Origin of the sequence: Burkholderia sp. Bp9143, assembly GCF_003853645.1 — a bacterium.
Lineage (GTDB): Bacteria > Pseudomonadota > Gammaproteobacteria > Burkholderiales > Burkholderiaceae > Burkholderia.
Genome location: NZ_QTPO01000001.1, coordinates 84,024 through 109,876 on the forward strand (window position 1 = coordinate 84,024; position 25,853 = coordinate 109,876).

General features: G+C 67.7%; 26 protein-coding genes. 15 read left to right on the forward strand and 11 right to left on the reverse strand.

The window, feature by feature from the left end:
- Window positions 1–311: 311 nt before the first annotated feature.
- From DIE23_RS00435 to DIE23_RS00480, 10 genes are all read left to right on the forward strand, one after another.
- Complete coding sequence (locus DIE23_RS00435; RefSeq protein ID WP_124610292.1) at window positions 312–1,043, forward strand: helix-turn-helix transcriptional regulator; 732 nt, start codon at window positions 312–314, stop codon at window positions 1,041–1,043.
- A gap of 219 nt (window positions 1,044–1,262) precedes the next feature.
- Window positions 1,263–2,765: an aldehyde dehydrogenase family protein gene (locus tag DIE23_RS00440; protein WP_124610293.1), complete on the forward strand. Its 1,503-nt coding sequence runs from the start codon at window positions 1,263–1,265 to the stop codon at window positions 2,763–2,765.
- Between the two features lie 81 nt (window positions 2,766–2,846).
- Window positions 2,847–4,187 (forward strand): aspartate aminotransferase family protein, encoded by a 1,341-nt coding sequence (locus DIE23_RS00445; RefSeq protein WP_124610294.1) that lies wholly within the window; start codon window positions 2,847–2,849, stop codon window positions 4,185–4,187.
- Window positions 4,188–4,448: 261 nt separating this feature from the next.
- Window positions 4,449–5,951, forward strand: a complete 1,503-nt coding sequence (locus DIE23_RS00450) for an APC family permease (RefSeq protein ID WP_124610295.1) — start codon at window positions 4,449–4,451, stop codon at window positions 5,949–5,951.
- Complete coding sequence (locus DIE23_RS00455; protein WP_124610296.1) at window positions 5,948–6,538, forward strand: DUF3156 family protein; 591 nt, start codon at window positions 5,948–5,950, stop codon at window positions 6,536–6,538. Before DIE23_RS00450 ends, DIE23_RS00455 begins: the two co-directional genes overlap by 4 nt.
- 60 nt (window positions 6,539–6,598) lie before the next feature.
- Window positions 6,599–7,537, forward strand: a complete 939-nt coding sequence (locus DIE23_RS00460) for a helix-turn-helix domain-containing protein (RefSeq protein WP_124610297.1) — start codon at window positions 6,599–6,601, stop codon at window positions 7,535–7,537.
- Between the two features lie 171 nt (window positions 7,538–7,708).
- On the forward strand, window positions 7,709–8,917 hold the full coding sequence (locus DIE23_RS00465) for a porin (protein ID WP_124610298.1): 1,209 nt from the start codon (window positions 7,709–7,711) through the stop codon (window positions 8,915–8,917).
- 187 nt (window positions 8,918–9,104) lie between these two features.
- Window positions 9,105–10,343, forward strand: a complete 1,239-nt coding sequence (locus DIE23_RS00470) for an ABC transporter substrate-binding protein (RefSeq protein WP_124610299.1) — start codon at window positions 9,105–9,107, stop codon at window positions 10,341–10,343.
- 31 nt (window positions 10,344–10,374) lie between these two features.
- Complete coding sequence (locus DIE23_RS00475) at window positions 10,375–11,244, forward strand: carbohydrate ABC transporter permease (RefSeq protein ID WP_124610300.1); 870 nt, start codon at window positions 10,375–10,377, stop codon at window positions 11,242–11,244.
- Entirely contained in the window at window positions 11,241–12,101 is an 861-nt protein-coding gene (locus tag DIE23_RS00480) for a carbohydrate ABC transporter permease (RefSeq protein ID WP_124610301.1), read from the forward strand. The genes DIE23_RS00475 and DIE23_RS00480 overlap by 4 nt, the downstream gene beginning before the upstream one ends.
- 9 nt (window positions 12,102–12,110) lie before the next feature.
- On the opposite strand, the gene DIE23_RS00485 is transcribed toward DIE23_RS00480, so the two are convergent.
- A complete protein-coding gene (locus tag DIE23_RS00485; RefSeq protein WP_124610302.1) occupies window positions 12,111–13,133 on the reverse strand; it encodes a LacI family DNA-binding transcriptional regulator in 1,023 nt (340 codons plus the stop codon).
- Window positions 13,134–13,139: 6 nt separating this feature from the next.
- Between DIE23_RS00485 and DIE23_RS00490 the strand changes: the two genes are divergently transcribed.
- Complete coding sequence (locus DIE23_RS00490; RefSeq protein WP_185646361.1) at window positions 13,140–14,060, forward strand: phosphatidylinositol-specific phospholipase C; 921 nt, start codon at window positions 13,140–13,142, stop codon at window positions 14,058–14,060.
- A 270-nt stretch (window positions 14,061–14,330) separates the two neighbouring features.
- Entirely contained in the window at window positions 14,331–14,759 is a 429-nt protein-coding gene (locus DIE23_RS00495) for a hypothetical protein (protein ID WP_124610303.1), read from the forward strand.
- Window positions 14,760–14,844: 85 nt separating this feature from the next.
- Here DIE23_RS00495 and DIE23_RS00500 read toward each other — a convergent pair whose 3' ends face one another.
- Window positions 14,845–15,456 (reverse strand): LysE family translocator, encoded by a 612-nt coding sequence (locus DIE23_RS00500; protein WP_124610304.1) that lies wholly within the window; start codon window positions 15,454–15,456, stop codon window positions 14,845–14,847.
- An 83-nt stretch (window positions 15,457–15,539) separates the two neighbouring features.
- On the opposite strand from DIE23_RS00500, the gene DIE23_RS00505 reads away from it, so the two are divergent.
- On the forward strand, window positions 15,540–16,067 hold the full coding sequence (locus DIE23_RS00505; protein WP_124610305.1) for a GNAT family N-acetyltransferase: 528 nt from the start codon (window positions 15,540–15,542) through the stop codon (window positions 16,065–16,067).
- Window positions 16,068–16,082: 15 nt separating this feature from the next.
- On the opposite strand, the gene DIE23_RS00510 is transcribed toward DIE23_RS00505, so the two are convergent.
- The 5 genes from DIE23_RS00510 to DIE23_RS00530 all read right to left on the reverse strand — a co-directional run bounded on the left by DIE23_RS00510 (window position 16,083) and on the right by DIE23_RS00530 (window position 20,409).
- On the reverse strand, window positions 16,083–17,144 hold the full coding sequence (locus tag DIE23_RS00510) for an alkene reductase (protein WP_124610306.1): 1,062 nt from the start codon (window positions 17,142–17,144) through the stop codon (window positions 16,083–16,085).
- A gap of 72 nt (window positions 17,145–17,216) precedes the next feature.
- Window positions 17,217–17,525 (reverse strand): helix-turn-helix transcriptional regulator, encoded by a 309-nt coding sequence (locus tag DIE23_RS00515; RefSeq protein ID WP_044846683.1) that lies wholly within the window; start codon window positions 17,523–17,525, stop codon window positions 17,217–17,219.
- A 55-nt stretch (window positions 17,526–17,580) separates the two neighbouring features.
- A complete protein-coding gene (locus tag DIE23_RS00520; protein WP_185646362.1) occupies window positions 17,581–18,063 on the reverse strand; it encodes a LysR substrate-binding domain-containing protein in 483 nt (160 codons plus the stop codon).
- Window positions 18,064–18,180: 117 nt separating this feature from the next.
- Window positions 18,181–19,074, reverse strand: coding sequence for an amidohydrolase (locus DIE23_RS00525; protein WP_124610474.1), 894 nt, complete (start codon window positions 19,072–19,074; stop codon window positions 18,181–18,183).
- 63 nt (window positions 19,075–19,137) lie between these two features.
- Window positions 19,138–20,409, reverse strand: coding sequence for an MFS transporter (locus DIE23_RS00530; RefSeq protein ID WP_124610308.1), 1,272 nt, complete (start codon window positions 20,407–20,409; stop codon window positions 19,138–19,140).
- A 143-nt stretch (window positions 20,410–20,552) separates the two neighbouring features.
- Here DIE23_RS00530 and DIE23_RS00535 point away from each other — a divergent pair, with 143 nt between their 5' ends.
- Window positions 20,553–21,440, forward strand: a complete 888-nt coding sequence (locus DIE23_RS00535) for a LysR family transcriptional regulator (protein WP_124610309.1) — start codon at window positions 20,553–20,555, stop codon at window positions 21,438–21,440.
- A gap of 23 nt (window positions 21,441–21,463) precedes the next feature.
- Here the strand turns inward: DIE23_RS00535 and gcvA are convergent, their stop codons facing one another.
- Window positions 21,464–22,363, reverse strand: a complete 900-nt coding sequence (gene gcvA, locus DIE23_RS00540) for a transcriptional regulator GcvA (protein WP_124610310.1) — start codon at window positions 22,361–22,363, stop codon at window positions 21,464–21,466.
- 121 nt (window positions 22,364–22,484) lie between these two features.
- On the opposite strand from gcvA, the gene DIE23_RS00545 reads away from it, so the two are divergent.
- Entirely contained in the window at window positions 22,485–23,189 is a 705-nt protein-coding gene (locus DIE23_RS00545; protein ID WP_124610311.1) for an SDR family oxidoreductase, read from the forward strand.
- A gap of 48 nt (window positions 23,190–23,237) precedes the next feature.
- Here the strand turns inward: DIE23_RS00545 and DIE23_RS00550 are convergent, their stop codons facing one another.
- The 3 genes from DIE23_RS00550 to DIE23_RS00560 form a co-directional block, all read right to left on the reverse strand.
- Window positions 23,238–24,377, reverse strand: a complete 1,140-nt coding sequence (locus tag DIE23_RS00550) for a patatin-like phospholipase family protein (protein WP_124610312.1) — start codon at window positions 24,375–24,377, stop codon at window positions 23,238–23,240.
- Window positions 24,378–24,494: 117 nt separating this feature from the next.
- The gene (locus DIE23_RS00555) at window positions 24,495–24,836 is read right to left on the reverse strand and encodes a cupredoxin domain-containing protein (RefSeq protein ID WP_124610313.1); all 342 of its coding nucleotides are present in this window, start codon (window positions 24,834–24,836) and stop codon (window positions 24,495–24,497) included.
- A 39-nt stretch (window positions 24,837–24,875) separates the two neighbouring features.
- The gene (locus tag DIE23_RS00560) at window positions 24,876–25,820 is read right to left on the reverse strand and encodes a metallophosphoesterase (protein ID WP_124610314.1); all 945 of its coding nucleotides are present in this window, start codon (window positions 25,818–25,820) and stop codon (window positions 24,876–24,878) included.
- Window positions 25,821–25,853 lie beyond the last annotated feature (33 nt).

Genomic DNA, 25,853 nt, shown 5'->3' on the forward strand with positions numbered 1-25,853 from the left:
ACTGACAGGGCGGGGCGCACACGCTGCCGCGCCTCCGCGTCGAGGCCGCACGCGCGGCCGCTCCGGAAACACCGCTGATCGTTCCGATCGCGCTTGATCGATGCGCGCGATGTTTCGCGCCGCCTTCGACGTCCGTTTTCGATTGCACGGCTCACGGCGCATGATTTCCCGTCGCCGATTCCGTCGTCGAGACACGGCACGCCCGTCATCCACCACCCGCGGACGAATTGCCGATTTGTGCTCACCGGCCCATTTCGGCGCCGGTAGGCTGGCCCGAACTTCGACGCGTTCGGCCGCCGGCCGCTCCCCTCATGCCGACCTCATCCGTTCCCGCCGATCACGAAGCCGCCGACTGGCAGCGCGCGCTGCGCGCGTGCGTCGACGCGTTCGACGCGTTCGCGAGCCCGTCCGCGATCGTGTTCTACCGGCTCGACGTGAGCGGCGAGCCGGCCGATTTCGAGCTGTTCGGGATGCCGGAGGCGATGCATCGCACCTACATCGCGCGCTACCGGATGCTCGATCCGCTGCACCCGTCGCGCTGCGCGGCGGGCGACCGCGCGGTCGTGACGCTCGCGTCCCAATTGCCTGATGAACGACGCGATGCGTCCGCGTACTGGACCCGTTTCCTGCGGCGGCACGATGTCGCCGATGTCGTCGAGATCTGGCTGCGCGACGACGCGGGCCGGACGGTCGGCGCGTTTTCGCTGCTGCGTTTCGGAAAAGGCGACGCGGACGGCAACAGCACGGCGGGCCGGTTCGCGCCGGGCGAGATCGACGCGTTGGCACGGCTTCAGCCGGTCGCCGAAGCCGCGCTGGGTCCGCTGCTGCGCGTGCGGCGGGGGATTCACCGGATCGGCTGCGAAGAGCGGCTGACCTACCGCGAGGAGCAGATCGCGCGCCTCGTGCGCGACGGCCGCTCGAACAAGGAGATCGCACGCGATCTCGCGCTTGGCCAGCCGACCATCAAGACGCATCTGATGCGCATGTACCGGAAGCTCGGCGTGTCGAACCGCACGGAGCTGGTGGGTGCGTTGTTCCTGTAAATTTTCCCGCACCCGCACCCGCATTCACGCCGCGCCATTCATCCGACGATAGCGCGGCGTTCGCACGCCGCCATTCCACGTTCCCGCGTCACCCGCGTTTCGATCCCCCAACGCGCTGCCAATTTGCGCTCACCGGGCGCGATTCCCCGTCGATACAGTGGTTCGACGCCCGCATGCCCGAGCGCACGCGGCCCAGCCATGACAAACATCGAGACACCCATGAGCACCACGAACTTCGTCGCCGTCAGCGACACCGTGCGCACCTTCGTCGCACGCGACTTCGGCCTTTTCATCGACGGCGCCATGCAGCCCGCGCACGCGGCCGCGCGGCTCGACGTGTACGACCCGGCGACGGGTGAGCGCCTCGCGACGGTCGCGGATGCCGACGCGCACGACGTCGACCGCGCAGTCGCGAGCGCGAAGCACGCCTTCGACACCCGCGTGTGGAGCGGGCTGCGCCCGGCGGACCGCGAGCGCATCCTGCTGAAGCTCGCCGACCTGATCGAAGCCGACGCCGAAACGCTCGCGCAACTCGAAACGCTGAACCAGGGCAAGTCGATCCACGTGTCGCGCGCGATCGAGGTCGGCGCGAGCGTCGAATACGTGCGCTACATGGCCGGCTGGGCCACCAAGATCACCGGCCAGACGCTCGACGTGTCGATCCCGTTCCCGCCCGGCGCGCGCTATACGGCCTATACGCGCAAGGAGCCCGTCGGCGTGGTCGCCGCGATCGTGCCGTGGAATTTCCCGCTGATGATCGCGGTGTGGAAGCTGATTCCGGCGCTCGCGGCCGGCTGCACGATCGTGCTGAAGCCGTCGCCGGAAACGCCGCTCACCGCGCTGCGCCTCGCCGAACTCGCCCGTGAAGCCGGCGTGCCGCCCGGCGTGTTCAACGTCGTCACCGGCGGCCGCACGTGCGGCGCCGCGCTGTCGAGCCACCCGTCGATCGCAAAGATCTCGTTCACGGGTTCGACCGCGACCGGCAAGCTGGTCGGCGCGGCGGCCGTGCAGAACATGACGCGCTTCTCGCTCGAACTCGGCGGCAAGAACCCGATCGTGATGCTCGACGACGTCGACGTCGCGCAGGCGCTCGACGGCGTCGCCGCCGGCGCGTTCTTCAACCAGGGGCAGGTGTGCGCGGCCGCGTCGCGCATCTACGTGCATCGCAGCAAGTTCGCGCGGCTCGCGGACGGCCTCGCGGGCGTCGCGCAGTCGATGAAGCTCGGCGCGGGCCTCGACACCACCGCGCAGATCAACCCGCTCGTCTCCGCGTACCATCGCGACAAGGTCGTCCAGCACATCGAAGGCGCGCGCCGCGCGGGTCTCACGTTCCTCGCGGGCGGCACGCCGGCCGACGACCTGCCTGGCTACTACGTGAAGCCGGCCGTGATCGCCGATCCGCATCCGGACAGCGCGATCGTGCGCGACGAAGTGTTCGGCCCGGTGATCGTCGTCGTGCCGTTCGACGATGCGGCCGACGCCGTGCGACTCGCCAATGCGTCGCCGTACGGCCTCGCCGCGAGCATCTGGAGCAACGACCTGAAGCGCGTGATGAACCTCGTGCCGCAGATCGAGGCCGGCACCGTGTGGGTGAACTGTCACATTCCGCTCGATCCGTCGATGCCGTTCGGCGGCTACAAGCAATCGGGCATCGGCCGCGAGTTCGGCCAGTACGCGATCGAAGGCTTCACCGAAACCAAATCCGTCTGCATCGCGCACTGACACGCTGCGCCAACGACGAACACCCCGACAACCTCGATCGCCCGCGATCCAGGTTCAACCGATCCGAAAGTGGAGACTGCAATGAGCTACAACGAAGCGAAGTTCTGGCACCCGATGCTGCACCCGAACGAAATGAAACGGCGCAAGCCGATCCGCATCGTGCGCGGCGACGGCTGCTACGTGTTCGACGAAACCGGCAAGCAACTGGTCGACGGCGTCGCCGGCCTGTGGAACGTGAACGTCGGGCACAACCGCCAGGAAGTGAAGGACGCGATCGTGCGCCAGCTCGACGAGCTCGAATACTTCCAGCTGTTCGACGGCATCTCGCATCCGCGCGCGGAAGAGCTGTCGAAGAAGCTGATCGACATGCTCGAGCCGGAAGGGATGCGTCGCGTGCTGTACAGCTCGGGCGGCTCCGACTCGATCGAGACCGCGCTGAAGATCGCGCGCCAGTACTGGAAGGTGCGTGGCCAGGCCGACCGCACCAAGTTCATCTCGCTGAAGCAGGGCTATCACGGCACGCACTTCGGCGGCGCGTCGGTGAACGGCAACACGGTGTTCCGCCGCAACTACGAGCCGAACCTGCCCGGCTGCTTCCACGTCGAGACGCCGTGGCTGTACCGCAACCCGTTCACGCAGGATCCGGAGGAACTCGGCCGGATCTGCGCGGAAATGCTGGAGCGCGAGATCCAGTTCCAGAGCCCCGACACGGTGGCCGCGTTCATCGCCGAGCCGGTGCAGGGCGCGGGCGGCGTGATCGTGCCGCCGGCCAACTACTGGCCGCTCGTGCGCGAGGTGTGCGACCGCTACGGCGTACTGCTGATCGCCGACGAAGTCGTGACCGGCTTCGGCCGCAGCGGCAGTATGTTCGGCAGCCGCGGCTGGGGCGTGCGCCCGGACATCATGTGTCTCGCGAAGGGGATCTCGTCCGGCTACGTGCCGCTCGGCGCGACGGCCGTGAACGCGCGGATCGAGGACGCATTCGCCGCGAACGCGGACTTCGGCGGCGCGATCATGCACGGCTACACGTACGCCGGGCACCCGGTTGCATGCGCGGCCGCGATCGCGAGCCTCGACATCATCGTGAAGGAAGACCTCCCGGCGAACGCGGCGAAGCAGGGCGCATATCTGCTCGAGGCGCTGCAGTCGTTCCCGCAGCGTTTCGCGGCGGTCGGCGAGGTGCGTGGCAAGGGGCTGATGCTCGCGCTCGATCTCGTTGCGGACAAGCAGACCCGCGAGCCGATCGACCCGCTGTCCGGCTACGCGAACGCGGTCGCGGAAGTGGCGCGCGAGCACGGCGTGCTGGTGCGTCCGGTCGGCACGAAGATCATCCTGTCGCCGCCGCTCGTCATCCAGCGCGAGCAACTCGACCGGATCGTCGACGCGCTCGCGGCGGGCTTCGAGGCCGTGCCGTTCGCGTGAGGCCGACACGCCGTGATGCCGTAAGCGCGTGACACCGAACCGGCGGTGGAGGGCGGGATAACCCGCTCGCCACCGCCGGTTTGCCGATTTGCGCTATGACCGGATTATTTTGCCTGCGTATTTTTTCGACATCGGATCAGGATTGGATCGACAGGGGCCCGGGTGCCGACGCGCTGAAGCGCCGTCCCGGGCCGACCGCGAAGCACGGAACGGAGCGGGCGCCGCGGCGCCGGCGCCGGCCGACAAAGGAAGGAGACAAGGATGTCCGGATGGTCTGGAGTGACCGGCGCCGCGGGCGATACGCCCGCCGGTGCGTCGGCTGAAACGGGCGGCGGCACGGTGCTGAAGGCGGGCGCGGTCGGTTTTCCGACCGCGCTGGCGAGTGCCGTCGGCCTCATCATGGCGAGCCCGGTGATTCTCACCGCGACATCGGGCTTCGGGATGGGCGGCTGGGCGTTCGCGGTCGCGATGATCATCGCGTTCGTGATGATGCAGGCGCAGGCGACGACGTTCTCCGAAGCCGCCGCGATGCTGCCGACGGCCGGCTCGGTTTACGATTACCTGTCGTGCGGGCTCGGCCGCTTCTGGGCGATCACCGGCACGATTTCCGCGTATTTCCTCGTGCACGTGTTCGCCGGCACGGCGGAGACGATCCTGAGCGGCATCATGGCGCTCGTGAACTTCGAATCGCTGAACGCCGCGTTCGAGAAGCACAACAGTTCGTGGCTCGTCGGCGTCGCCCTCGTGGTCACGTTCGCGATCACCAACATCATCGGCATCAAGGTGTTCAGCAAGCTCGAGATCGTGCTGACGGCCGGCATGTGGCTGTCGCTGATGATCTTCGGGATCCTCGGCCTCGCGGCCGCGCCGGCCGTGCATCTCGACGGCTGGTTCGGCGGCTCGGAAGTCGGCACGTCGGTGCCGGCCGTGCTGTCGCTGGTCGGGATGGCGATGTTCATGTTCGTCGGCTGCGAGTTCGTCACGCCGCTCGCGCCGGAAATGAAGGCGCCGGGCCGGACGATTCCGCGCGCGATGGCGCTTGGCCTCGTCGGCGTCGCGATCTGCATGTTCCTGTACGGCGCGGCGATCCGCCGCCAGGTCGCGAACGTGCCGGTGAGCCCGGACGGCCTCACGCACCTGCTCGACACGCCGGGCGCGATTCCCGCGTTCGCGCTGCAGGTGCTTGGGCCCTTCGGCCGCGTCTGGTTCGGCATCGCGTTCCTGTGCGCGGGCGCCGCGACGATCAACACGCTGATGGCCGGGCTGCCGCGCATCCTGTACGGAATGGCGATCGACGGCGCGCTGCCGCGCTGCTTCGCGTACCTGCATCCGCGCTTCAAGACGCCGGTGGTCGGCATCGTCGCGGCGGCGGTCGTGCCGATCTTCCATGCATGGCTGATCAACGGCAATCTCGACAGCATCATGCACCTCGTGCTCGCCGCGACCTGCGCATGGGGCACCGCGTACCTGCTCGTCACCGCGTCGGTCGTGATGCTGCGCATCCGCCGTCCGGATCTGCCGCGCCCGTACCGTTCGCCGCTGTTTCCGCTGCCGCAGATCGTATCGAGCGTCGGCATCGTGCTCGCGATCTGGTACATCACGCCGCCCGGCATGAACGCGCGCGACATCTACGTGCCGTTCGGCGCGATGCTCGGGCTCACCGCGCTCTATGCGCTGTTCTGGACGGTCGTCGTGCAGCGCCGGCATCCGTTCAAGCCGGTGCCGGTGGAAGAAGTGCTGCGCAACGAGCACGTCGCATCGTGAGGCTCGCATTCGCCCGGTGGCGCGCGGCGCCCGATGCACCGCCGCCCGGCCACCGGCCCGGCACGATCGCCGCGCGCGTGCTGGCCGACCTCGGTGCGGTACGCGAAGTGGACGGCGGGGCTGGTGACGCGACGGCCTGGTTGCCGAACGGCGTGCGCGTGAACATCGCCGAATGCGTCGACCGTCAGTTCCTGATGCATACGGTCAGCGTGCAGGTGTCGATCAACGCAGACGGTCCGGCCGGGCAGGGCCATGCACGCGTGCTGCAGACCGGCTGGCTGCGGCGCACCGGCGTCGCGGCCGAACCCGTGCCGGGATGCGACCCCGGATTCGTGCGGATGGTGGCCGCGCTCGTCGCCGATTCGTCACTTGCCGACGCGCTCCGCCCGCTGCACCTGACCGACTGCACGATCGACGCGTGCGACGGGCGCTGGACGCTCGCCGTCGTGCCGTTCGGCGGCAGCGAGGTCGTGAACCGGATGCCGGCGTTTCGCCGCTATGTCCGCGTGACCGGCGAGCAGGCCGCCGCGCTGTCGGCGGCCTGTCTTGCATTCGAAACCGCACTGCGCGGAATTTTGCGGGGGTAAGCTGTGCCGCTGCGCGCCGTGCGGCCGCAACGTGGAATCAGGGTTTTACCGGAGATGCCGATGCTGTTCCAGTCACGCTCACACGAAGACGTGCACGACCACGGACTCGCGATCGCGGGTTGGCATCAGGTCTACCGCCAGATGACGCCGGGCCGGTTCAGGGGCACCGTCACGCAGGTGCTGTACGACGACTTCCATTTCTTCCGCGAGACGACCAACCGGCGTGTCGCGCAAACCGGTCTCTCGCCGGCCGGGCGCACGTCGCTCGCGGTGCCGTTGTCGGTGCCGCTCGCCGGCACGTTCCAGGGCCAGCCGATCGACGGCTATGCGCTGCTCGCGCTGCGCGCCGGCGAGGATTTCGAATTCCATACGCCGGAAGGGATGGGGCTGGTCGGGATCAGCGCCGCGTCGGACATGGTCGACGAACTCTGCGAGGCCGAGTTCGGCGCGGCCGGCGCGCGCAAGCTGCGGCACGTCACGCGGCTGTCGGACGCGCAAGGCGTCGCGCTCGGCGCGCGGCTGTCGTCGCTGATCGACGATGCGCAGCGCAACCCCGGCTGCCTCGAATACGCGGCCACCCGCAAGATGTTCCGCGACGCGATGCTCGGCATGTTCCTCGATGCGCTCGAGCAGGGCATCGGCGTCGAGCGCCGCGACATCACGCACGCCACCTACAGCGATATCGTCAGCCGTTGCGAGAAGCATCTGCGCGACCGGCCCGAGGAACCTGTCACCGTGCTCGAGCTGTGCCGGGCGCTGCGCTGCAGCCGCCGCACGCTGCAGACGAGCTTCCAGCGCGTCGCCGACGTCACGCCCGTCGGCTATCTGCGCACCATCCGGCTGAACGCGGTGCGGCGCCTGCTGCGCACGACGTCCGCGCAGCAGCTCGGCGTCGGCGAGGCCGCCGCGAGCTGGGGCTTCACGCATCTCGGCTATTTCGCGCGCGAGTATCGCGACCTGTTCGGCGAGCTGCCGTCGCAAACCTTGCGCCCCGAATGACGTCTTCGCACCGGGACGGTGCAGCCGAGTGCCGTCGCGTGTCGCCCGTTCGCTTCACCATTTGCTGATTTGGGATAGGGGTCCCGAATTTTCGCTGGATACAGTCCTGCCACCCATATCGACAACACGATCGGTTTGCACTGCGAATCGATGACATCAGAGGGGCGGGACATGAAGATCGGACGAAGACTGGCCGCGGTCGCGGCCACGCTGGGTTGCATGCATGCACACGCGCAGACCTCCGGCAGCGTGACGCTGTACGGCACGGTGGACACCGGCATCATCTATTCGACGAACCAGCAGTTCACGCGCGCCGACGGCAGCACGGGCGGCGGCCATGCATGGCAGATGGGCGGCGGCAACCTCGTGCCGTCCCGCTTCGGATTTCAGGGCGCCGAGCCGCTCGGCGGCGGGCTCAGCGCGGTGTTTTCGCTCGAGCAGCAGTTCCTGTCCGCGAACGGGCAGGCGCTGCAGGGCGGCACCGCGTTCAGCCGGCAGGCATGGGTCGGACTGCGCCAGGATGCGATCGGCACGCTCGGCCTCGGCCGGCAGTACGACTCGTACACGGACATGCTCGGCGCCTATGTATCGAGCAACAACTGGGCGACGCCGTACGGCTCGCACCTCGGTGACGTCGACAACCTCAACGCCGCGTTCAACTTCAACAACGCGGTGAAATTCACCAGCGCGGACTTCAACGGCCTGACGTTCGGCGGCACGTTCAGCTTCGGCGGGCAGGCCGGCGACTTTTCCGCGAAGCGCGGCTATTCGGTTGCGGCGACCTATACCCGTGCGCCGGTCGCGTTCTCGGTCGGCTATCTCGACCTGCACCAGCCGCTCGATGCGGCACTCGGCGGCGCGAGCGGCTATATCGGCGACTTCGCGTGCAGCAACCCGGGCGCGATGTATTGCCTGCTGCAGGACGCCGGCTCGATGCGCGCGTTCGGCGCGGGCGGCTCGGTGACGCTCGGCGCGGCGACGGTCGCGCTGACCTACACGCACACGCGGCTCGGTGACAGCCGCTACTTCTCGACCGACGCGCAGCCGCGCACGCAAGCGTTCACGTTCGATATCGGCGAGCTGAACGTTACGTACATGTTCACGCCCGCGCTGCAGGGCGGCGTCGCGTACATCTTCAATGCGGCACACACCGACGGGCGCGGCACGACGCGCTTCCACCAGGTGAACGTCGGCACGAACTACAGCCTGTCGAAGCGCACGGCGCTGTATGCGGTCGCGATCGGCCAGATCGCGAGCGGCACGGGGCTCGGCACCGACGCGAACGGCAATGCGGTGAACTACGCGCAGATCCCGGTGCTCGCGAACAGCAATTCGAGCCGGCAACTCGCGGTGATGGCCGGGATTCGGGTGAACTTCTGACGGCGCACGCGGGCTGACACGCGCGGGGCGGCCGGCGGCGATGGCGGCCGGTTCCGCCGCGTGCCACAAATTCTTAACGATCGACGTGAACAATGGCGTTCGCTTCAGGCTGCCCGAAGCGTCGCCCGCGTTGCACACGTGTGCAACGCGAGGCCGACCCGCCACCACGTCGATCGAGAGAGACCTCATGACCCTGCTGAGCCGCCTGCGCGCGCTGTCCGCCGCCGTTGCGCTGTCCCTTGCCGCCTCGCACGCCTTCGCGGCGGATCTCGTCATCGCGGGCCGCGACGATATCTACGGCAAGGGCCTGGCCGACGCCGTCGCCGGCTTCACGAAGCTGCATCCGGGCACCGACATCGAGCTGCTCAAGCTGCCGAACGCGAACCTGTACCAGAAGCTGAAACTGTCGATGCGCGAAGGCACCGGCACGTACGACCTCGTGATGATGGACGACACGTGGGCGCCCGAATTCATCGGCAACGGCTGGCTGAAGCCGCTGCCGGCGTCGCTTGCCGATGCCGATCTCGTGCCGTCCGCGGTCGCGCTCGGCCGCAACGCGGCGGGCGCGCTGTACGCGCTGCCGATCGTCGGCAACGTCGAGATGTTCGCTTACCGGAAGGATCTGCTCGCGAAGTACAAGCTGCAGCCGCCGCGCAACTGGGACGACGTGCTGAAGATCGCGCAGACCGTCGGCGGCGCGGACAAGAGCGTGTCGGGCGTCGTGTTCCGCGGTACCAAGGGCAATCCGGTCGTGACGGGTTTCCTGCCGATCCTGTGGGCCTACGGCGGCGACGTGTTCGACCGTGCCGGCAACGTGACGATCGATTCGCGCGAATCGCAGGCCGCGCTGAAGACGTTCCTCGCGCTGAAGGCCTCCGCGCCGAAGGACGTCGACGTGTACGGCGCCGCCGAAGTGCGCGACGCGCTGCAGCGTGGCACGGCCGCGCAGTCGATCGAGGTGTGGCCGGCGTGGATTCCGGCGCTCGACGATCCGAAGCAGTCGCGCGTGGTCGGGCAGATCGCGCTGCAGCCGCCGCCCGGACAGACGGCCGGCCCGGCACCGATGCTCGGCATCTGGCAGATGGGCATTCCGAAGGATGCGCCGCATGCAAAGCTCGCGCAGGATTTCCTGACCTACCTGAGCTCGCGCGACACGCAAACGCGCCTCGCCGGAATCGGCATTCCGCCGACGCGCCGCAGCGTGTTCACCGATCCGGCGCTGGTGCGCCAGTACCGCTGGTATCCCGATCAGCTGAAGGCGCTCGAGGCAGGCCGTGCGCGGCCGCGCGTGAAGGACTGGCAGCAGGTCGAGAGCATTCTCGGCGACCAGCTGCAGCTCGCGCTGACCGGACAGGCCGCCCCCGACGCCGCGCTGCGCCAGGCGCAGCAGAAGATCGCGCAGGCGATGGCCGTGGCCGGCAAGTGACGGCCCGCCACGCATCGCCCGGAATCCGCGCATGAAAGCTCTCGGCCGCAGCCTGCCGTTCGTCGCGCTGCTCGGGCCCGCGCTGCTGGTGCTGGCCGCGCTCGCGCTGTACCCGGTCGCGCAGGTGCTGATCGACTCGTTCTGCCGGGTCGACTATGCGGCCGGCCGGCGCGCGTTCATCGGGCTCGCGAACTATCGCGCGGTGCTCGGCGACGACGCGTTCGCGGCCGGCTTCGGCAACACGCTGCGCTTCACGATCGCGGCGTCGCTCGTCGAGGTCGCGCTCGGCTTCGGCCTCGCGCTGCTGTTCGTGCGCGCGTTCCCGGGGCGGCGCCTCGCGCTGCCGCTCGCGATCCTGCCGATGATGCTGTCCACGCTCGTGTGCTCGGCGATCTGGCGCAACTGGCTCAATTTCGACGGCTTCCTGAACGCGCTGCTCGCCGCGTTCGGCATCGAAGGCGTGCGCTGGCTGTCCGATCCGCATCTCGCACTGTGGTCGCTCGCGCTCGTCGACGTGTGGCAGTGGACGCCGATGGCGTTCCTGATCGTGCTGGCCGGGCTGCAATCGATCCCGCAGGAACTGTACGAAGCCGCGCGCACCGACGGCGCGAGCGAATGGCAGTGCCTGCGCGACGTCACGCTGCCGCTCGCGGCGCCGCAGATCGGCCTCGCGCTGCTGCTGCGCTCGATCGACACGTTCAAGCTGTTCGACAAGGTCTATGCGCTGACGGGCGGCGGCCCCGGCAACGCGACGCAGACGCTGTCGACCTACATCTACGACACGGGCTTCCGCTTCTTCAACGTCGGGCCGGCGAGTGCCGCGTCGGTGCTGATGCTCGCGGCGTCCGCGCTGCTGGTTTCGGGGTACGTATGGCAGACGGTTCGCAAGCGGCGCGCATGACGGCGCGATCCGCGGGCATCGCGCACGCGCGAGCGGGTGCCGCATTCGGTCGCGCCGTGCCGTGGGTGCTGCGCGTCGTCGCGCTCGCGCTGTTGCTGCTGCCGTGTCTGTGGATGGCAGGCGCGGCGTTCATGCCGACGCTCGAGCGCCTCGATCATCCGCTGCGAATCTGGCCGGTCGCGCCGACGCTCGAGCATTTCGCGTCGGTGTGGTCGAACGGTATCGGCGCGCCGCTCGCCAATTCGCTGCTGGTCGGATTCGGCACGACGCTGCTCGCGCTGACGCTCGCGTTTCCGGCCGCCTACGCGCTCGTGCGGCTGCGGTTTCCGGCGCGGCTGGATGTGCTGTTCCTGATGCTCGTGCTGGCATTGAAGCTGATGCCGCCGATCACGATCGCCGTGCCGCTGTTCGCGCTCGCGAAACGGCTGCATCTGCTCGATTCGACGTTCGGGCTGATGCTCGCCTATCAGATCTATGCGCTGCCGATGGCGATCTGGATGCTGCTCGCGTTCGTGCGCGACGTGCCGGTCGAATACGAGGAGGCCGCGTGCATCGACGGCGCGGGTCGCGCACGGCGGCTCGTGCAGATCGTGCTGCCGCTGTGCGCGCCGGGGCTGATCGCTACCGCGATCTTCGTGTTCATCGCCGCATGGAACGAGTTCCTGATCGCGCTGCTGTTCGTGTCGACGCCGAGCCGCTTCACGCTGCCGCTCGCGATTGCCGGCTACGTGACGGAGAACGGCATCGACTGGGGCGACCTGATGAGCGCGGGGCTGCTGGCGTCGCTGCCGACGCTTGCTGTCGCCGGGTACGTGCAGCGTTACCTGCTGCGCGGCTTCGCCGGCGGGCTGAAGTGACGCGACGCGTTACGCGCAGCTATGCCGCACCACGTGCGTAACCGGCACGACGCGCGTGCGCGAGGCGCCGTCGAAGGTCTGGATCCGGTCGGCGAGCAGGTCGATGGCCGCGTGCGCGAGGCCTTGCGTATCCTGGCGCAGCGTCGTGAGCCGATAGGCGTCGTATTCGGCGGCGGGGATGTCGTCGAAGCCGATCACGCGCAGGTCGTCGGGCATGCGCAGGCCGAATGTGCCGCGGGCGGCGTCGATCACGCCGAGCGCGAGCAGGTCGGACGAGCAGAACACGCCGTCCGGGCGCTCGCCGGACGCGAACAGTTGCCGCGCGGCATCGATGCCGCATGCATGCGTGTCGGTGCGCGTATCGATGACGCGTACGAGCGTCGCATCGAACGCGTCGCCGCGTTGCAGCGCCTGCTCGAACGCGTCCGCGCGCGCGCGTGCGCTGTAGCTCGCGGTGCGCGGCCCGACGAATGCGAGCCGGCGCGCGCCGGCCTGCACGAGTCGTTGCGCGGCATGGGCGGCACCCGCCGCGTTGTCGCTGACGACGACATCCGCGCCCGGCAGGTTCGCTTCGCGGTTGATCATCACGACGGGGATCCGGTGGTCGAGATACTGTCGTGCGACCGACAGCGGCGGCGACGCGGACGTCATCACGAGGCCCGCGATCCGGTAGCTGAGCAGCCGTTCGAGCGATTGCAGGACCTGATGCGGGTCATCCGCGTTGGTCACGAGCGGCGTGAACGCGCGCTGCCCGAGCGCGGCCATCAGGTCCGACAGCAGCCGCGCGCGGAACGGATTCTCGAACCCGGCCGTCACGACGCCAATCATGCTGCTGCGCTGCGTGATCATGTCGCGCGCGATCAGGTTGACCTGGTAGCCGAGCGCACGCGCGGCTACCATCACGCGTTCGCGCGTTTCGGGCGCGATGCTCGCCGTCGGCGAGAACGCGCGCGACACCGCGGAGCGCGACACGCCGGCCCGCACGGCGACATCCGACGCGGTCACCCACGTCTTTCTTTCCTTGTTAGTCATCGATTCATGATCCCTTCGCGACACGAAGCCTCCACGCCGCTGGCCGACTGGATGTCGGCACTCGACGACGCGCGGCCGCTGCATACGCTGACCCTACCGGGCAGCCATGACACCTGTGCGTATACGGTCGACGATCCGCTCGTACGCACGCAGCGCGCGCCGCTCGCGGCGCAACTCGCGCACGGCGTGCGGCTGCTCGACATCCGCTGCCGGCACCGGTGCGATGCGTTCGACATTCATCACGGCGGGATCGCGCTCGGCATGTCGTTCGACGACGTGCTCGCGGACTGCACGCGCTTTCTCGATGCGCATCCGCGCGAATGCATCGTGATGTCGGTGAAGGACGAATGGCCCGCGCATGCGTGCACGCGCGGTTTCGATGCGACGTTCGATGCGCATTGCGCACGTCACCCGCGACTGCGCTGGCATGCGGGCGGCGCGCTGCCGGCGCTCGGCGACGTGCGCGGCACGGTGATGCTGTTGCGGCGGTTCCGCAGTCGCCGGCCGCTGGGCATCGACCTGACCGCGTGGCCCGACAACGCGACTTTCACGATCGATCATCCCGATGCGGCGTTCGTGATTCAGGACGAGTACCGTGTGCCCGTCGCCGGGTCGATCCACTACAAGTGGCGGGTGATCGATGCGCTGCTGAGCGGCATGCCGTCGCCGGAGAGCGGCCGCTGGGCGATCAATTTCTGCAGCGGGACGGGGATGGGTGCGAATCCGTCGGTGGTCGCGCGCGGCGACGGCCGGGTGCAGGGGATTCAGGCACGGCTCGCCGAGCGGTTGCGTGCGCAACGTGGGACGTGTGGTGCGATGCTGCTCGATTTCTGCGACGACGATGACTGGGCGTTGGTGCGGGCGCTGGTCGAGTGCAACGATCACGCGCCCGCGTCGGGCGAGCGGTGTCGATCGATGGGCTGCTAGTACCGACTGGCTCCCGTGAAGATCGGCCCGTTGCCGAAGGTGTGACGAGCGGTCCATGTTGCGAACCGATGCCGACGGATAAGGTTGAACTGTCCGTGGGCGTGCACGGTTCGATCGAGCCCGTCGGCGGATATCCGCATGTTTTTCAACTCGGCGGGGCGCAACGGGCACCGCGTGCCCGGCATCGCGCCGGCTCGGGAACGGCGTCATGGAAAGCCGCGCCGGCAGCTACGCGAACCTTCCGCCACGCAGACTGCAAGGAGAGAGGTCATGGCAACGCTCGTCAACATCATGAAGGACACCCCGAACGCGGTGCAGATCTGGGGCTTTCACGGCCCCTGCACCGTCAGGGACGTCGCAGCGGCACTCAATACCATCGCGGCCGGGCTGAGCGGCGATGGGCACACGATTCACATCATGTCGGGAACGCACGGCTATTGCGCGGGGCAGGTCGGCGCGGTCGCCACGCGCGATCAGCGATTCGCCGCGGAAGACCGGGCGCTGGCTTCGCCCAAGACGAAGGACAACAGGCCGGTCGCGGTTGCGGTGCACGACTTCAATACGGCCAAGCTGCCCGCGCCGGATTACGTGACGGCAGCGATGACGAAGCTGAATGGCGACATACGCGCGATCGTGCAGGGCGACACGGGCACCGCGACGTTCCTGCTGGCCTATTGCTGCAGCGCCGGGACGCCGTAACGTGCTGTGGTGCGCGGCGGCGGCGGGCGTGGCGGCCCGTCGCCCGGCCCGTTCCGCAACGACGAGATGTCGTGCGAATGAGCCGCTAACGCGTCGCGATCGCCACCGCTGCCCCCGCCATTGCGGTCGCGCTCGTGCGGTTCGCGATCCGCTTCGCGCGTGCCGAAGTGAGAAACGCGCGCGCACGCACCGCAAGCAGCGACCAGAAGCAGTCGGCGAGGATCAGGATCGCGAGCATCGTGCCGACGAGCTCGGCCCACGCGACGACGCCGACATGCGTGAGGTCGACGATCGTCGGCAGCAGCGCGAGATAGAACAGCATGATCTTCGGGTTGCCGAGCGTGACCAGTGTGCCGGCGACGAACATGCGCCACGGCGACTGGCCGTGCGGCAGGTCGCCGGCCTTCGTGTCGGTCGGCGCGGTCCACATCTTCCACGCGAGGAACAGCAGGTACGCGACGCCAAGCAGCTTCAGAACGAGCAGCCCCGTCTCGAACGTGCGCGCGAACGCGGACAACCCGGCGACGGCCAGCGTGAGCCACAGCGCCTCGCCGATCCACATCGCGGCGAGGAACGGCAGCACGTCTCGCACGCCGTTCGTCAGCACGCGTGCGACGAGCGCGGCGACGCTCGGGCCGGGCGTGCCGGCGGTGACGAGCAGGGCGATGGCGAACACGGCGAGCGCGGACAGCGTCATGACGAACCTCGAGAGCAGGGCGTTCGAAAGGTATGAAGTTTCGATTATAGTGACGGCCGTTCTTGCCCGCCTGCCTCGTTGTGATGACAGTACCGATCCGGATTCGTCCCGCCACGCGGGAAGACGCGGCCGCGATGGCCGCCGTGGAAGTGGCCGCCGCCCAGCGCTTTCGCGACATCGGCATGCCCGGCATCGCCGAAGGCGAGCCGACCGATGCGGCCGACGTGCTCGCACGCATCGACGACGGTCGCGCGTATGTCGCGACGGACGAAGCGGGGACGTGCGTGGGTTTCGCGTTCTACCGGCTGCTCGATGCGCGGCGGCTTTATCTGGAGGAACTGGATGTCGCGCCGTCGCATGCGGGGCAACGGATCGGCGCGCGCCTGATCGAACGGATCATGACGCGCGCCGCGCAAGACGGCATCGCACTGGTCGTGCTGTCGACGTTCCGCGATGCGCCGTGGAATGCGCCGTACTATGCGCGCCTCGGCTTCCACAGCATCGACGACGCATCGCTCGACGACACGCTGCGTGCGATCCGCGCGCATCACGTCGCACGTGGGCTCGACGAGACGTGCCGCGTGTTCATGCGCGCGGACGTGCGCGCATGAACGGGGCGCCGGCCGTCAGGCCGCGTCGCTGAGCGCCGGGTAGTCGGTGTAACCCGTTTCGCCTTCGGCGTAGAACGTCTCCGGCACCGGCTTGTTCAGCGGTGCGCCGAGCTCGAGGCGGCGCGGCAGGTCCGGGTTCGCGATGAACAGCTTGCCCCACGCGATCGCGTCGGCGTTGCCGCTCGCGAGCGTGTCCTGCGCCGATTCGAGCGTGAACTGCTCGTTCGCGATCAGCGGGCCGCCGAACGCTTCCTTCAGGCGCGGGCTCAGGTGGTCGCCCGAATACGATTCACGCGTGAAGATGAACGCGATCTTGCGGCGGCCGAGTTCGCGCGCGACATAGCCGAACGTCGCGGCCGGGTCGGAATCGCCCATCGTGTGCGCGTCGCCGCGCGGCGCGAGGTGCACGCCGACACGGCCCGCGCCCCACACGTCGATCGCCGCGTCGACCACTTCGAGCAGCAGGCGCGCGCGGTTCTCGATCGGGCCGCCGTACGCATCGGTGCGGCGATTGGTGCTGTCCTGCAGGAACTGGTCGAGCAGGTAGCCGTTCGCGCCGTGGATCTCGACGCCGTCGAAGCCGGCCTTCTTTGCGTTCTCCGCGCCCTTGCGGTACGCGGCGACGATACCCGGAATTTCATCGAGTTCGAGCGCGCGCGGCGTCACGAACGGACGCTGCGGGCGCACGAGGCTCACGTGGCCGCCCGCGGCGATCGCGCTCGGCGCGACCGGCAGGTCGCCGTTCAGAAATACTGGATCGGAGATCCGGCCGACGTGCCAGAGCTGCAGCACGATACGGCCGCCCGCCGCGTGCACGGCTTGCGTCACGCGCTTCCAGCCTTCCACCTGCTCGTCGGACCAGATGCCCGGCGTGTCCGCGTAGCCGACGCCCTGCGGCGTGACCGAAGTCGCTTCGCTGATGATCAGGCCGGCCGATGCGCGCTCGGCGTAATAGCGCGCCATCAGGTCGTTCGGCACACGCGCGCTGCCGGCGCGGGCACGGGTGAGCGGCGCCATCACGACGCGGTTCGGCAGGGTCAGGTCGCCGAGGGTAACGGGGTCGAACAGGGTGGGCATGGCAGAAAACCTCTTCACGAAAGGCGGGACGGCCGGCGCGTCGTGCGCGGCGTGCGGCCCGCATGGCCTGGGTCAGAGTTCGCGGCGCAGGGCGTCGAGAAATGCGTCGATGACGGCCTCGTTGCGCTGGAAGAACGCCCACTGGCCGATCCGCGTCGACGTCACGAGCCCCGCGCGCTGCAGCGTCGCGAGGTGCGCGGAGACGGTCGATTGCGACAGCCCGCAGCGCGCGTCGATCTGCCCGGCGCAGACGCCGTGGTCGTACGGCAGCGTCTGCTCCGGGAAATGCGCGCCCGGCGTTTTCAGCCAGACGAGGATTTCCCGGCGCACAGGGTTCGAAAGCGCTTTCAGGATCGCGTCGATGTCGAGTTCGGTCGGCATGGAAAGGGTGTGGTGTTCGGAAAACCGGTGCAAACGGGTATCGTCGATGGGCGAATCATATATCGGAAAAAGGCGATATGTGCGATGGCACTGATGGGAGTGGGGTTGATGAGTTGTCGGCATGGAGCAGCGCACGAAGGCCGCTCATGACCTCTTCGCGCATGCATGCGTTTCGGCGTACTGGGTCGCGATCTGGATGGAGGTGCACCTGTGAATCGGCAAAGATCTGGTCGATCACATGACGGGTGCCGTCCTCAAGCGCCAATGCAAGGAACGGCTCGCCGTCGAGGTTGGCCGGCACGATCGGGCGCTTCAATCGCGCGAACCGTTGGCTGGCGGGGGCCGCAACGACACCGGGCCATGCCATGAGGGGTTCTTCCTCGACACCGAGAAAGCCGCTTTTGGGGCTGGCGATCCCGATGTCGCAGCGGCCGCCGGTGACCCATTCGTAAACCGCCGCGGATGGCCGTACCTGGAGCGAGATCGTCACCTCGAGGAAAGACTTCCGGAAGCGCTGCAGCGCAGTTATCAACGGCAAGCGGCGCGACGGGTATCCGACCACGTTCCGGCCCCCGGGTGCCCGTCCGTCTCGTATTCCACGACAGCCTCGCCGCGCAGCTGGCAAGTTGCGGATTACGGCAAATGCAAGAGGACCTTAGAACCTGAAAAGTTCCGCGGCGGAAACTGTCATCACCCTGTCTCTCGCCGCCTGATCGGGAATCCAGTATTCCAGCGCATCTACGGCCCCGTCATAGTCGATCAGATGACGATGCTGCGTGTGCGGCCAGTCGCTACCCCATACCAGACGCTCGGGACCGAACGAATCGAGCAATGCCGTGGCGAGCGCGCGCCCATGCTCGGTGCCGTTCGAGTTGTCGGCGCTACGATAGGCCGCGGAGAGCTTGACCCATACGTTGCCGGAAGAGGCCGTTGATCGCAGATAGCGAAAGCCGGCATCTGCGGCGCGTAGACGCGCGTCGGGCCGCCCGAAATGATCGACGACCACCGTGCAATCATGGCGAAGCAGCGCATCGAGCACGACCGGCAAATCCTCCGCATTCGCTTGGACTTCGACGTGCCAACGCAGCGCATTGAAGCGCGCGAGGAGCGCGGACCATCGGCGATCGCCGAAATCCGGCAGTGCTACCCCTATCAGGTTCAGCCGCGCACCTACGATATGTGCGGCGTCCAGCGCTTCCAGTTCGGCATCGGCAATTTCTGGCGCGACAACGGCAACACCGCGAAAGCGTCGCGGATAGCGCTCGCATACCGCGCGCAGGAACGCATTGTCCGTGCCGAGAAAGCTCGGCTGCACCAGAACGCCCTGCGACAGGCCGTGCGCCGCGAGTTGCGCGATGTATTGATCCAGCGTTGCATCATAGTCGGGCGCATGACGGCGTCGTGCTGCGAGCGGCAGGCCTTGCACAAAGATGTGCGCATGCGTATCGATGCCCTTGATGCACGTCGTGGTCTCGTCGAGCCAGGTCAGGGATGCCGGGGAAAGGCCATCGAAGGGGGCGGCCGGGTTTGCGGGCTGGAAGCGGTCCATCGTTTCGGGGCTTGAAATCGGATTGACGTTGAGCGATGCGTCGATGCACGAACGTGCGCGCACTCAGTTGCGCGATATGGCCTGCGCGCCGTTCTCGTGCCGCGGCGGAACGAGCCGGCGCCGCGTGTCGGGCAGCATCAGCGCGGCAACGACGACGAGGCCGTAGGCGACACCGGCGTCGATGCCCAGCGCCGCACCGAGCGACATCGATCCGCTCATGTGACCGATCAGCACCGGAAATGCGGCCGATGCGATGCGGCCGAAGTTGTAGCAAAAGCCGACGCCGGTGCCGCGCACGCCTTGCGGATACAGCTCGTTGAACAGCGCGCCGAGCGTCGCGGGAATGCCGGCCGAAAAGAGGCCGAGCGGGAAGCTCAGAAGCAGCATGGCGGTGTCGCCGATCGGCAGAAACGTGTAGACGTTCACCATCACCGTACAGCAGACGGCGAACAGGATCACGTTCCAGCGTCGCCCGATGCGGTCCTGCAACCAGGCGCTCACGAAGCAGCCGACGATGAACGCCACGATGACGACCGTGAGATAGCCACCGGTACCCAGCACCGAGAGATGGCGCTCGGTCTTGAGATACGTCGGCAGCCAGGTCGTGATCGCATGGTAGCCGCCATGCGCGCCTAGTCCGATCACGCCGCCGACGATGGTGGTGCGGATCACCGCAGGATCGAAAATTCCCGCGACGATGCTGAATACGCCGCGCTGCGCGGCGGCGTCGCGTGCGATTTTCGGCTCGCGTGGCGGTTCGACCACATTGCGGCGCAGGTAGAGAACGAGGAGAGCCGGGACGAGACCGATCGCGAACAGAACGCGCCAGGCCCACTGCGGCGAAACGAAGGAGAAGACCGCCATATAGAGCAGCACCGCGGCGCCCCAGCCGAATCCCCACGCGCTCTGCACGATGCCCATGGCCTTGCCGCGATGCCTGGGATTCATCGTTTCGCTGAGCAGTACGGCTCCAGCCGTCCATTCGCCGCCGAAGCCGATGCCTTGCAGGGCCTTCAGCACAAGCAACTGCTCGAAGGATTGCGCGAATGCGCTCAGGAACGTGAAGAGCGAGAACCAGATCACGGTGATCTGCAGCGCACGCACCCGGCCGACGCGATCCGACAGGATGCCGGCGAGCAATCCGCCGAGCGCGCCCGCCACGAGTGTGGCGCCGCCGATCAATCCCGCCTGGCCCTTGCTGATGCCCCATGTGGCCAGGAGCGACGGGATGACGAGGGAAAACACCTGCGTATCGACGGCGTCGAGCGCCCATCCGCCGAAGCAGCTCCACAACGTTCGTCGCTCGATGGGCGTGATTTCCTGATACCAGCGCATGGTCGTCTCCGGGGGCTGGCCGCGCGCGAGGATTGATGGGCGGCCGCTGTTAATCGATTTGACGCCATTCTAGGAATGTGAGGAACGCGTGCATACTATGGAAGTGTTGTTCATTCATAGCATTGTGATATGGAAAGTCGATCATGGAGTCGATTCGCACGTTGAAGTATTTTCTCGCCATCGTCGATGCGGGAAGCGTCACGGGCGCGGCGGCACAGCTTGGGATAGCGCAGCCGGCGCTCAGCCAGGCCATGACGCGGCTGGAGAAGGACCTGGGCGTGAAGCTGCTCGCGCGCACGCGCCGCGGCGCTGCGCTCACGCCTGCGGGCGAAGCGATCGCCGAGGACATTCGCCTGAGTGTGTCGCGAATCGAAGCGGCGGAAAAACGGGCGCGCGATATCGGCGCGCAACGTGGCGGCAGGCTGACCATCGGCTTCGCATCCGCGGCGCTATTCGAGGTCATGCCCAAGGCGATCGCGGCGTTGCGCGCGGCGATTCCCGATGTCGAGCTGACATTGCGGGAAATGAGCAACGCGGAGCAGGCCAGCGCGCTTGAATCCGGCGAGATCGACATCGGATTGCTGCATACGCCGGTTGCCGTACGCGGCCGGATGCGCGAGAAGCTGATCGTCCGCGAGCGCTTGCACGCGGTCGTGCAGGCGTCGTACCCGCTGGCCGAGGATGGCAAGCTCGGCCTCGCGGAACTGGCGCGCATCGGTTTGGTGTGGTTTCCGCATGGACAGCTGCCGGTCGTGCGTGCTGGCATCCTCAGCGCGTTTCGCAAGTTCGGTTGCGAAGCCAACATCGTTCAGGATGCCAACCGATCGCTGACGGTGCTCGCGTGCGTTGCCGCTGGTTGCGGTGCTTCGCTGTTGCCGCAATCCGTCAAGGCGATCCAGTTCGCCGGCGTGCGCGTGTGCGAGGTGCGGGAAGTCGACGCGCTGCCACTGTTCGAACTCAGTGCGATCTGGCCGCATCGTTCGCGCCCGACACTCGCCGATAAGTTTGCAGCATTGCTGAGCACGTGCTGATTCATGCTCGCGGGGCAAGCCGATCACGCGTGCGCGTACTGGGCGAACAACCAGCTGCGCATGGCCTCGAGCGCTTCCGAATGCGCATTGGCCTGCGGAAACACGACGTAAAACCCGAGCGACATCGGAAACGAGAAATCGAACACGCGCCGCAGCCTGCCTTCCGCGATGTCGCGCTCGACGAGCGGTTCGCTGGTCAGCGCGATGCCTTGCCCCGCGACTGCGGCGTCGATGGCGAGCAGCGACTGGCTGAACCGCGGCCCTTTCGTCGGATCGGCCAGCCCTTTGCCACCGAGCTTGTCGATGAACTCGGGCCACAGATCGTGCGCGTCGTGCAACAGCACGTGCTTCGACAAGTCGGCGGGGTTCCGGATCGGCGGACCGCTGTCGAGCAGCTTCGGGCTGGCGACGGCGAAGATATCGAGCGGAGACAGCCGCTCCGCGACCAGGCCGGCCGGGAATGGCGGCTTGCCCAGCCGAATCGCGATGTCGACGCCGTCGGCCCGGAACGACGCAAGCCTTTCGTCGGCGATGACGCGAACCTCGATGTCGGGGTGCAGGCGACCGAAGTCCGACAGGCGCGGAATCAGCCACTTCGACGCGAACGACGGTGTCGTGCTGACCGCCAGAACCGTGGGGCGCTGCCCCAGGGCGTCCGTCGCGTCGGAGATGATCTGCAGCGCACGCTGGACCGACGAAAAATACTCGAGCCCTTCGCGCGTCAGCGCCAGCCCCCTGGGCAGGCGCCGAAACAGCTGCACCTCCACGGCGTCCTCCAGATGCCTGACCTGCTGCGCCACCGCGCCCTGGGTCACGCCGAGTTCGTCGGCGGCCAGCCGGAAATTGAGGTGTCGCGCGGCGGCCTCGAACGCGCGAAGCGCATTGAGCGGCGGGAACCGGCGAGTACGCGATAGCGCCTTCATGCAGTAGAAATTCTACAGGGTGGATGGAGAAATCATCGTTCGACAAGTCGATTATAGAGTTCTAGAGTGGCGCTTTGGAACGACGATTGCGGCGCTGAGCCGACCTGTCCGGGAGAACGGCATGACTGTAGAGAAAGTGGCTTTGGTGACGGCGGCGGGCAAGGGCATGGGCGCCGCGATCGCGCGCGACCTCGCGAACAACGGTTATCGCGTCGCGCTGATGTCGCGGTCCGGCAGCGCGGTCGAACTCGCGAAGGAACTCGGCGGTTTCGGCGTTGCGGGGTCTGTCACCGAAGACGCCGACATCGAGCGCTTCGTGAACGAGACGCTCGCGAAGTACGGCCGCATCGATGCGGTCGTCAACAACACCGGGCATCCGCCGAAGGGCGACCTGCTCGCCATCGAGGACGACAAGTGGCACGAAGGGCTCGACCTGATCGTGCTCAACGTCGTTCGCGTATTGCGCCGGGTGACGCCCGTCTTCCTGAAGCAGGGCGGCGGCGCGGTGGTCAACATCTCGAGCTTCGCGGCCGACGCGCCCGAACAGGCCATGCCGGTGTCGTCCGCGCTGCGTGCGGCGCTCAGTTCCGTCACGCGCCTGTATGCCGAGCGCCATGCGAAGGACAACATCCGCATCAATTCGGTGCTGCCCGGCTTCATCGACAGCTGGCCGGAGACGCCCGAGATCGTCGCCCGCATTCCGGTCGGCCGTTTCGGCAAGACGCAGGAGATCGCGCAGACCGTGACGTTCCTGCTGTCGGAAGGCGCCGGCTACATCACCGGGCAGAACATTCGCGTCGACGGCGGCATCGTGCGCGCACTATAAGCCGACAGCGGGCAGGACGGAGCGCGCGTGGACGTTGCGCCGGCGGCGTCAGTTGTGCCGCTCGCCGATCCGGTTCGCTTCCGGACTCCAGACGCTGAGCCCCTCCGTCGGGTCCATCGGCAGGTCCCAGGGCCGCGCGGCGATCGCCTGCATCGTCGCGTCGAACCCGGCCTGCCGGCGCGCCGCGATGCCGTCAGGCGTGAAATCGATGTCCTTCCACTGATCGTCGCCGTCGAGCCGCGGCGCCGCGAGCTTGATCACGTGCATCGTCGTCTGGCAGCCCCACGCGGCGAGCGCCTTCACATCGGCCGACGTGCGTTCCGCCTCCGGCAGCCGCATCACCAGTTCCTTGATCACGTGGCGCAGCCGGTGAATCTGCTGTTGCCGTGCGATGTTGCCGTCCGTGCGGCTCGCGTACTGGATGTCCTTCTGCCGCTCCGACACCTGCCAGATGCTTTGCGGCTCGGGCCCGACCGGATTCCACATCTGCACCGAGAAGATGATCGAGCTGCGGCGCGGCGCATCGTCCAGCACCACCTCGACCGGCGTATTCGAATAGATGCCGCCGTCCCAGTAAGGCGCGCCGTCGATCCTCACGGCCGGGAACGCGGGCGGCAGCGCGCCCGAGCTCATCACGTGGTCGAGGTCCAGCGATCGGTCGCGCGAATCGAAATAGCGCATCGTGCCGGTGCACGCGTTGACCGCGCCGACGGTCAGTCGCGGCCGCCGCGCGTTCAGCAGGTCGAGATCGATGAGCGATGCAAGCGTGTCGCGCAGCGGCTCGACCACGTAGTACGACGCGTGCTCGACGCCGACCCGCGCGAGCGGCCCGAGCCACGCGGCGGGATTCGGCCGGAAGAATCCCGGGATGCCCGCGCCGATGACCGCGAGTTCGGCGCCGATCTTGTCCCAGCCGGTCGGGAAGCCCGGCACGTTCACTGCGGTCCGTTCGGTCACGTGGCGCCAGAACTCGGCCATCCGCTGCGCGCGGTGCGCGGGCGTGTTGCCGGCGATCAGCGCCGCGTTGATCGCGCCGATCGACGTGCCGATGACCCAGTCGGGCTGGATGCCCGACGCGTCCATCGCCTCGAATACGCCGAGCTGGTAGGCGCCCAGTGCGCCGCCGCCCTGAAGCACGAGCACAACCTGCCCGGGGAGCTTCGGGTGTGCGGGTTGACTTGCCGTCATCGCTTGCCTCGCGGTCGGTGACGGCCGGCGGGAGGCCGGCCGGTTGGAACCAGTGTAGGCGATCGACGGGCTTCGCTCCGCGGTGTCGAATCGTCGCGCGTCTGGCGGCGCGCCGCGTCATTCCACGGTGATGGTCTCCTTCATGTACGGATGAATCCCGCAGAACACCTTGTACACCCCCGGCTTGTCGAAGCGGAACGAGTAGGTCTCGTCCTGGTCCAGCGCATTCGAGTGGAAGACGCCCGCGTCGTTGACAACGGTATGCGGTTCCGCGTCGAGGTTCTTCCACGTGACCGTCGTGCCGGCCTTGATGGTGGTCGACATCGGCGAAAACATGAAATTGTGGATCGTCACGAGCGGGCCGGCCGGGGTTTGCGCGAATGCGGCGAGCGGCGTGCCGGCGGCGGCCGTGCCCAGAATCAGCGCGGCCGCCAGCGTCGAGGGCTTGAAGAAGGTCATGTCGGTTTCCTTGCTTATCAGGATCAGGGGATCAAGGGATCAGGCCAGCGTCGTGTCGTGCAGCGAGGCAGCCACCGGATGGCCGGCGAAGTCGACGGTCGTCACGCCGAGCATCGCGGGCAGCCGGTCGCGCGGCACCGTGAGCGGCACCGGGCCCGGGCCGTTGCCGGCCGTCGGCTGCGGGAACGCGGTGGAGCGCGCGGTGTGGAACGTAATGTTGCCCTCGACCTTCGACACGATCTGGTGGATGTGCCCGTTCAGCACGGTGACCGAGCCGAAGCGGCGCAGCAGCGCCATCGTCTGCGGCGCGTCGCCGGTGCCCCAGCCCCACGGTTCGTAGATGGTCCACATCGGCATGTGCGAGAACACGACGATCGGCGTGCTCGACGACTGCCCCTTGAGATCCTGCGCGAGCCACGCGAGCTGCTCGTCGCCGAAGCTGCCGAGCCCGTTCGGCTTGAAGTGCATCACGTTGACGAGCGCGACGAAGTGCACGCCCGCGTGATCGAAGCTGTAGTAGCCGCGGTTGTCCGACGCCTTGCCGAACCGGCTGAAGTATTCGGCGCCCGAGCCGTCGGTCACGTCGTGCTCGCCGGGCACCGTGTGCAGCTCCGGCACGCGCAGCGCCGACAGCAACTGCGATGCCTGGTCGAACTCCGCCGCCTTGGACAGGTGCGTGATGTCGCCGGTATGGATCGCGAGCGCGGGCGCGGCGGACATCCCGTTGACGAGATCGATGGTCTGCCGCAGCGTGGCCGAGACGTCGGGATTCGCGTCCTTGTTGAAGCCGATGTGCGTGTCGCTGATCTGCACGAACAGCGGCCGGCCCTTGTCCGCGGGGAGCGCGGCGCCGCTTTGCGCGAGCGCGAGATCGAACGGCGTCAGGATGCCGCCCGATAGCGTAAACAGCGTGCCGAGGCCGCCGAACGCCATGCATTGCAGGGCCTTGCGGCGCGACGGGCGGGTGGGAGTCGATGAAGACATGTGAGCCTCGCATTCGTGTGACGGAACCGGACG

Excerpts from the sequence above, each read along its gene's own strand:
- DIE23_RS00445 (WP_124610294.1), top strand. The coding sequence starts at position 2,847 with ATGAGCTACAACGAAGCGAAGTTCTGGCACCCGATGCTGCACCCGAAC.
- DIE23_RS00460 (WP_124610297.1), top strand. The coding sequence starts at position 6,599 with ATGCTGTTCCAGTCACGCTCACACGAAGACGTGCACGACCACGGACTC.
- DIE23_RS00465 (WP_124610298.1), top strand. The coding sequence starts at position 7,709 with ATGAAGATCGGACGAAGACTGGCCGCGGTCGCGGCCACGCTGGGTTGC.
- DIE23_RS00470 (WP_124610299.1), top strand. The coding sequence starts at position 9,105 with ATGACCCTGCTGAGCCGCCTGCGCGCGCTGTCCGCCGCCGTTGCGCTG.
- DIE23_RS00490 (WP_185646361.1), top strand. The coding sequence starts at position 13,140 with ATGATCCCTTCGCGACACGAAGCCTCCACGCCGCTGGCCGACTGGATG.
- DIE23_RS00495 (WP_124610303.1), top strand. The coding sequence starts at position 14,331 with ATGGCAACGCTCGTCAACATCATGAAGGACACCCCGAACGCGGTGCAG.
- DIE23_RS00545 (WP_124610311.1), top strand. The coding sequence starts at position 22,485 with ATGACTGTAGAGAAAGTGGCTTTGGTGACGGCGGCGGGCAAGGGCATG.
- DIE23_RS00535 (WP_124610309.1), top strand. The coding sequence starts at position 20,553 with ATGGAGTCGATTCGCACGTTGAAGTATTTTCTCGCCATCGTCGATGCG.
- DIE23_RS00560 (WP_124610314.1), bottom strand. The coding sequence starts at position 25,820 with ATGTCTTCATCGACTCCCACCCGCCCGTCGCGCCGCAAGGCCCTGCAA.
- DIE23_RS00485 (WP_124610302.1), bottom strand. The coding sequence starts at position 13,133 with ATGACTAACAAGGAAAGAAAGACGTGGGTGACCGCGTCGGATGTCGCC.
- DIE23_RS00555 (WP_124610313.1), bottom strand. The coding sequence starts at position 24,836 with ATGACCTTCTTCAAGCCCTCGACGCTGGCGGCCGCGCTGATTCTGGGC.
- DIE23_RS00510 (WP_124610306.1), bottom strand. The coding sequence starts at position 17,144 with ATGCCCACCCTGTTCGACCCCGTTACCCTCGGCGACCTGACCCTGCCG.
- DIE23_RS00550 (WP_124610312.1), bottom strand. The coding sequence starts at position 24,377 with ATGACGGCAAGTCAACCCGCACACCCGAAGCTCCCCGGGCAGGTTGTG.
- DIE23_RS00525 (WP_124610474.1), bottom strand. The coding sequence starts at position 19,074 with ATGGACCGCTTCCAGCCCGCAAACCCGGCCGCCCCCTTCGATGGCCTT.
- DIE23_RS00435 (WP_124610292.1), top strand. The coding sequence starts at position 312 with ATGCCGACCTCATCCGTTCCCGCCGATCACGAAGCCGCCGACTGGCAG.
- gcvA (WP_124610310.1), bottom strand. The coding sequence starts at position 22,363 with ATGAAGGCGCTATCGCGTACTCGCCGGTTCCCGCCGCTCAATGCGCTT.
- DIE23_RS00515 (WP_044846683.1), bottom strand. The coding sequence starts at position 17,525 with ATGCCGACCGAACTCGACATCGACGCGATCCTGAAAGCGCTTTCGAAC.
- DIE23_RS00480 (WP_124610301.1), top strand. The coding sequence starts at position 11,241 with ATGACGGCGCGATCCGCGGGCATCGCGCACGCGCGAGCGGGTGCCGCA.
- DIE23_RS00475 (WP_124610300.1), top strand. The coding sequence starts at position 10,375 with ATGAAAGCTCTCGGCCGCAGCCTGCCGTTCGTCGCGCTGCTCGGGCCC.
- DIE23_RS00440 (WP_124610293.1), top strand. The coding sequence starts at position 1,263 with ATGAGCACCACGAACTTCGTCGCCGTCAGCGACACCGTGCGCACCTTC.
- DIE23_RS00500 (WP_124610304.1), bottom strand. The coding sequence starts at position 15,456 with ATGACGCTGTCCGCGCTCGCCGTGTTCGCCATCGCCCTGCTCGTCACC.
- DIE23_RS00505 (WP_124610305.1), top strand. The coding sequence starts at position 15,540 with ATGACAGTACCGATCCGGATTCGTCCCGCCACGCGGGAAGACGCGGCC.
- DIE23_RS00450 (WP_124610295.1), top strand. The coding sequence starts at position 4,449 with ATGTCCGGATGGTCTGGAGTGACCGGCGCCGCGGGCGATACGCCCGCC.
- DIE23_RS00530 (WP_124610308.1), bottom strand. The coding sequence starts at position 20,409 with ATGCGCTGGTATCAGGAAATCACGCCCATCGAGCGACGAACGTTGTGG.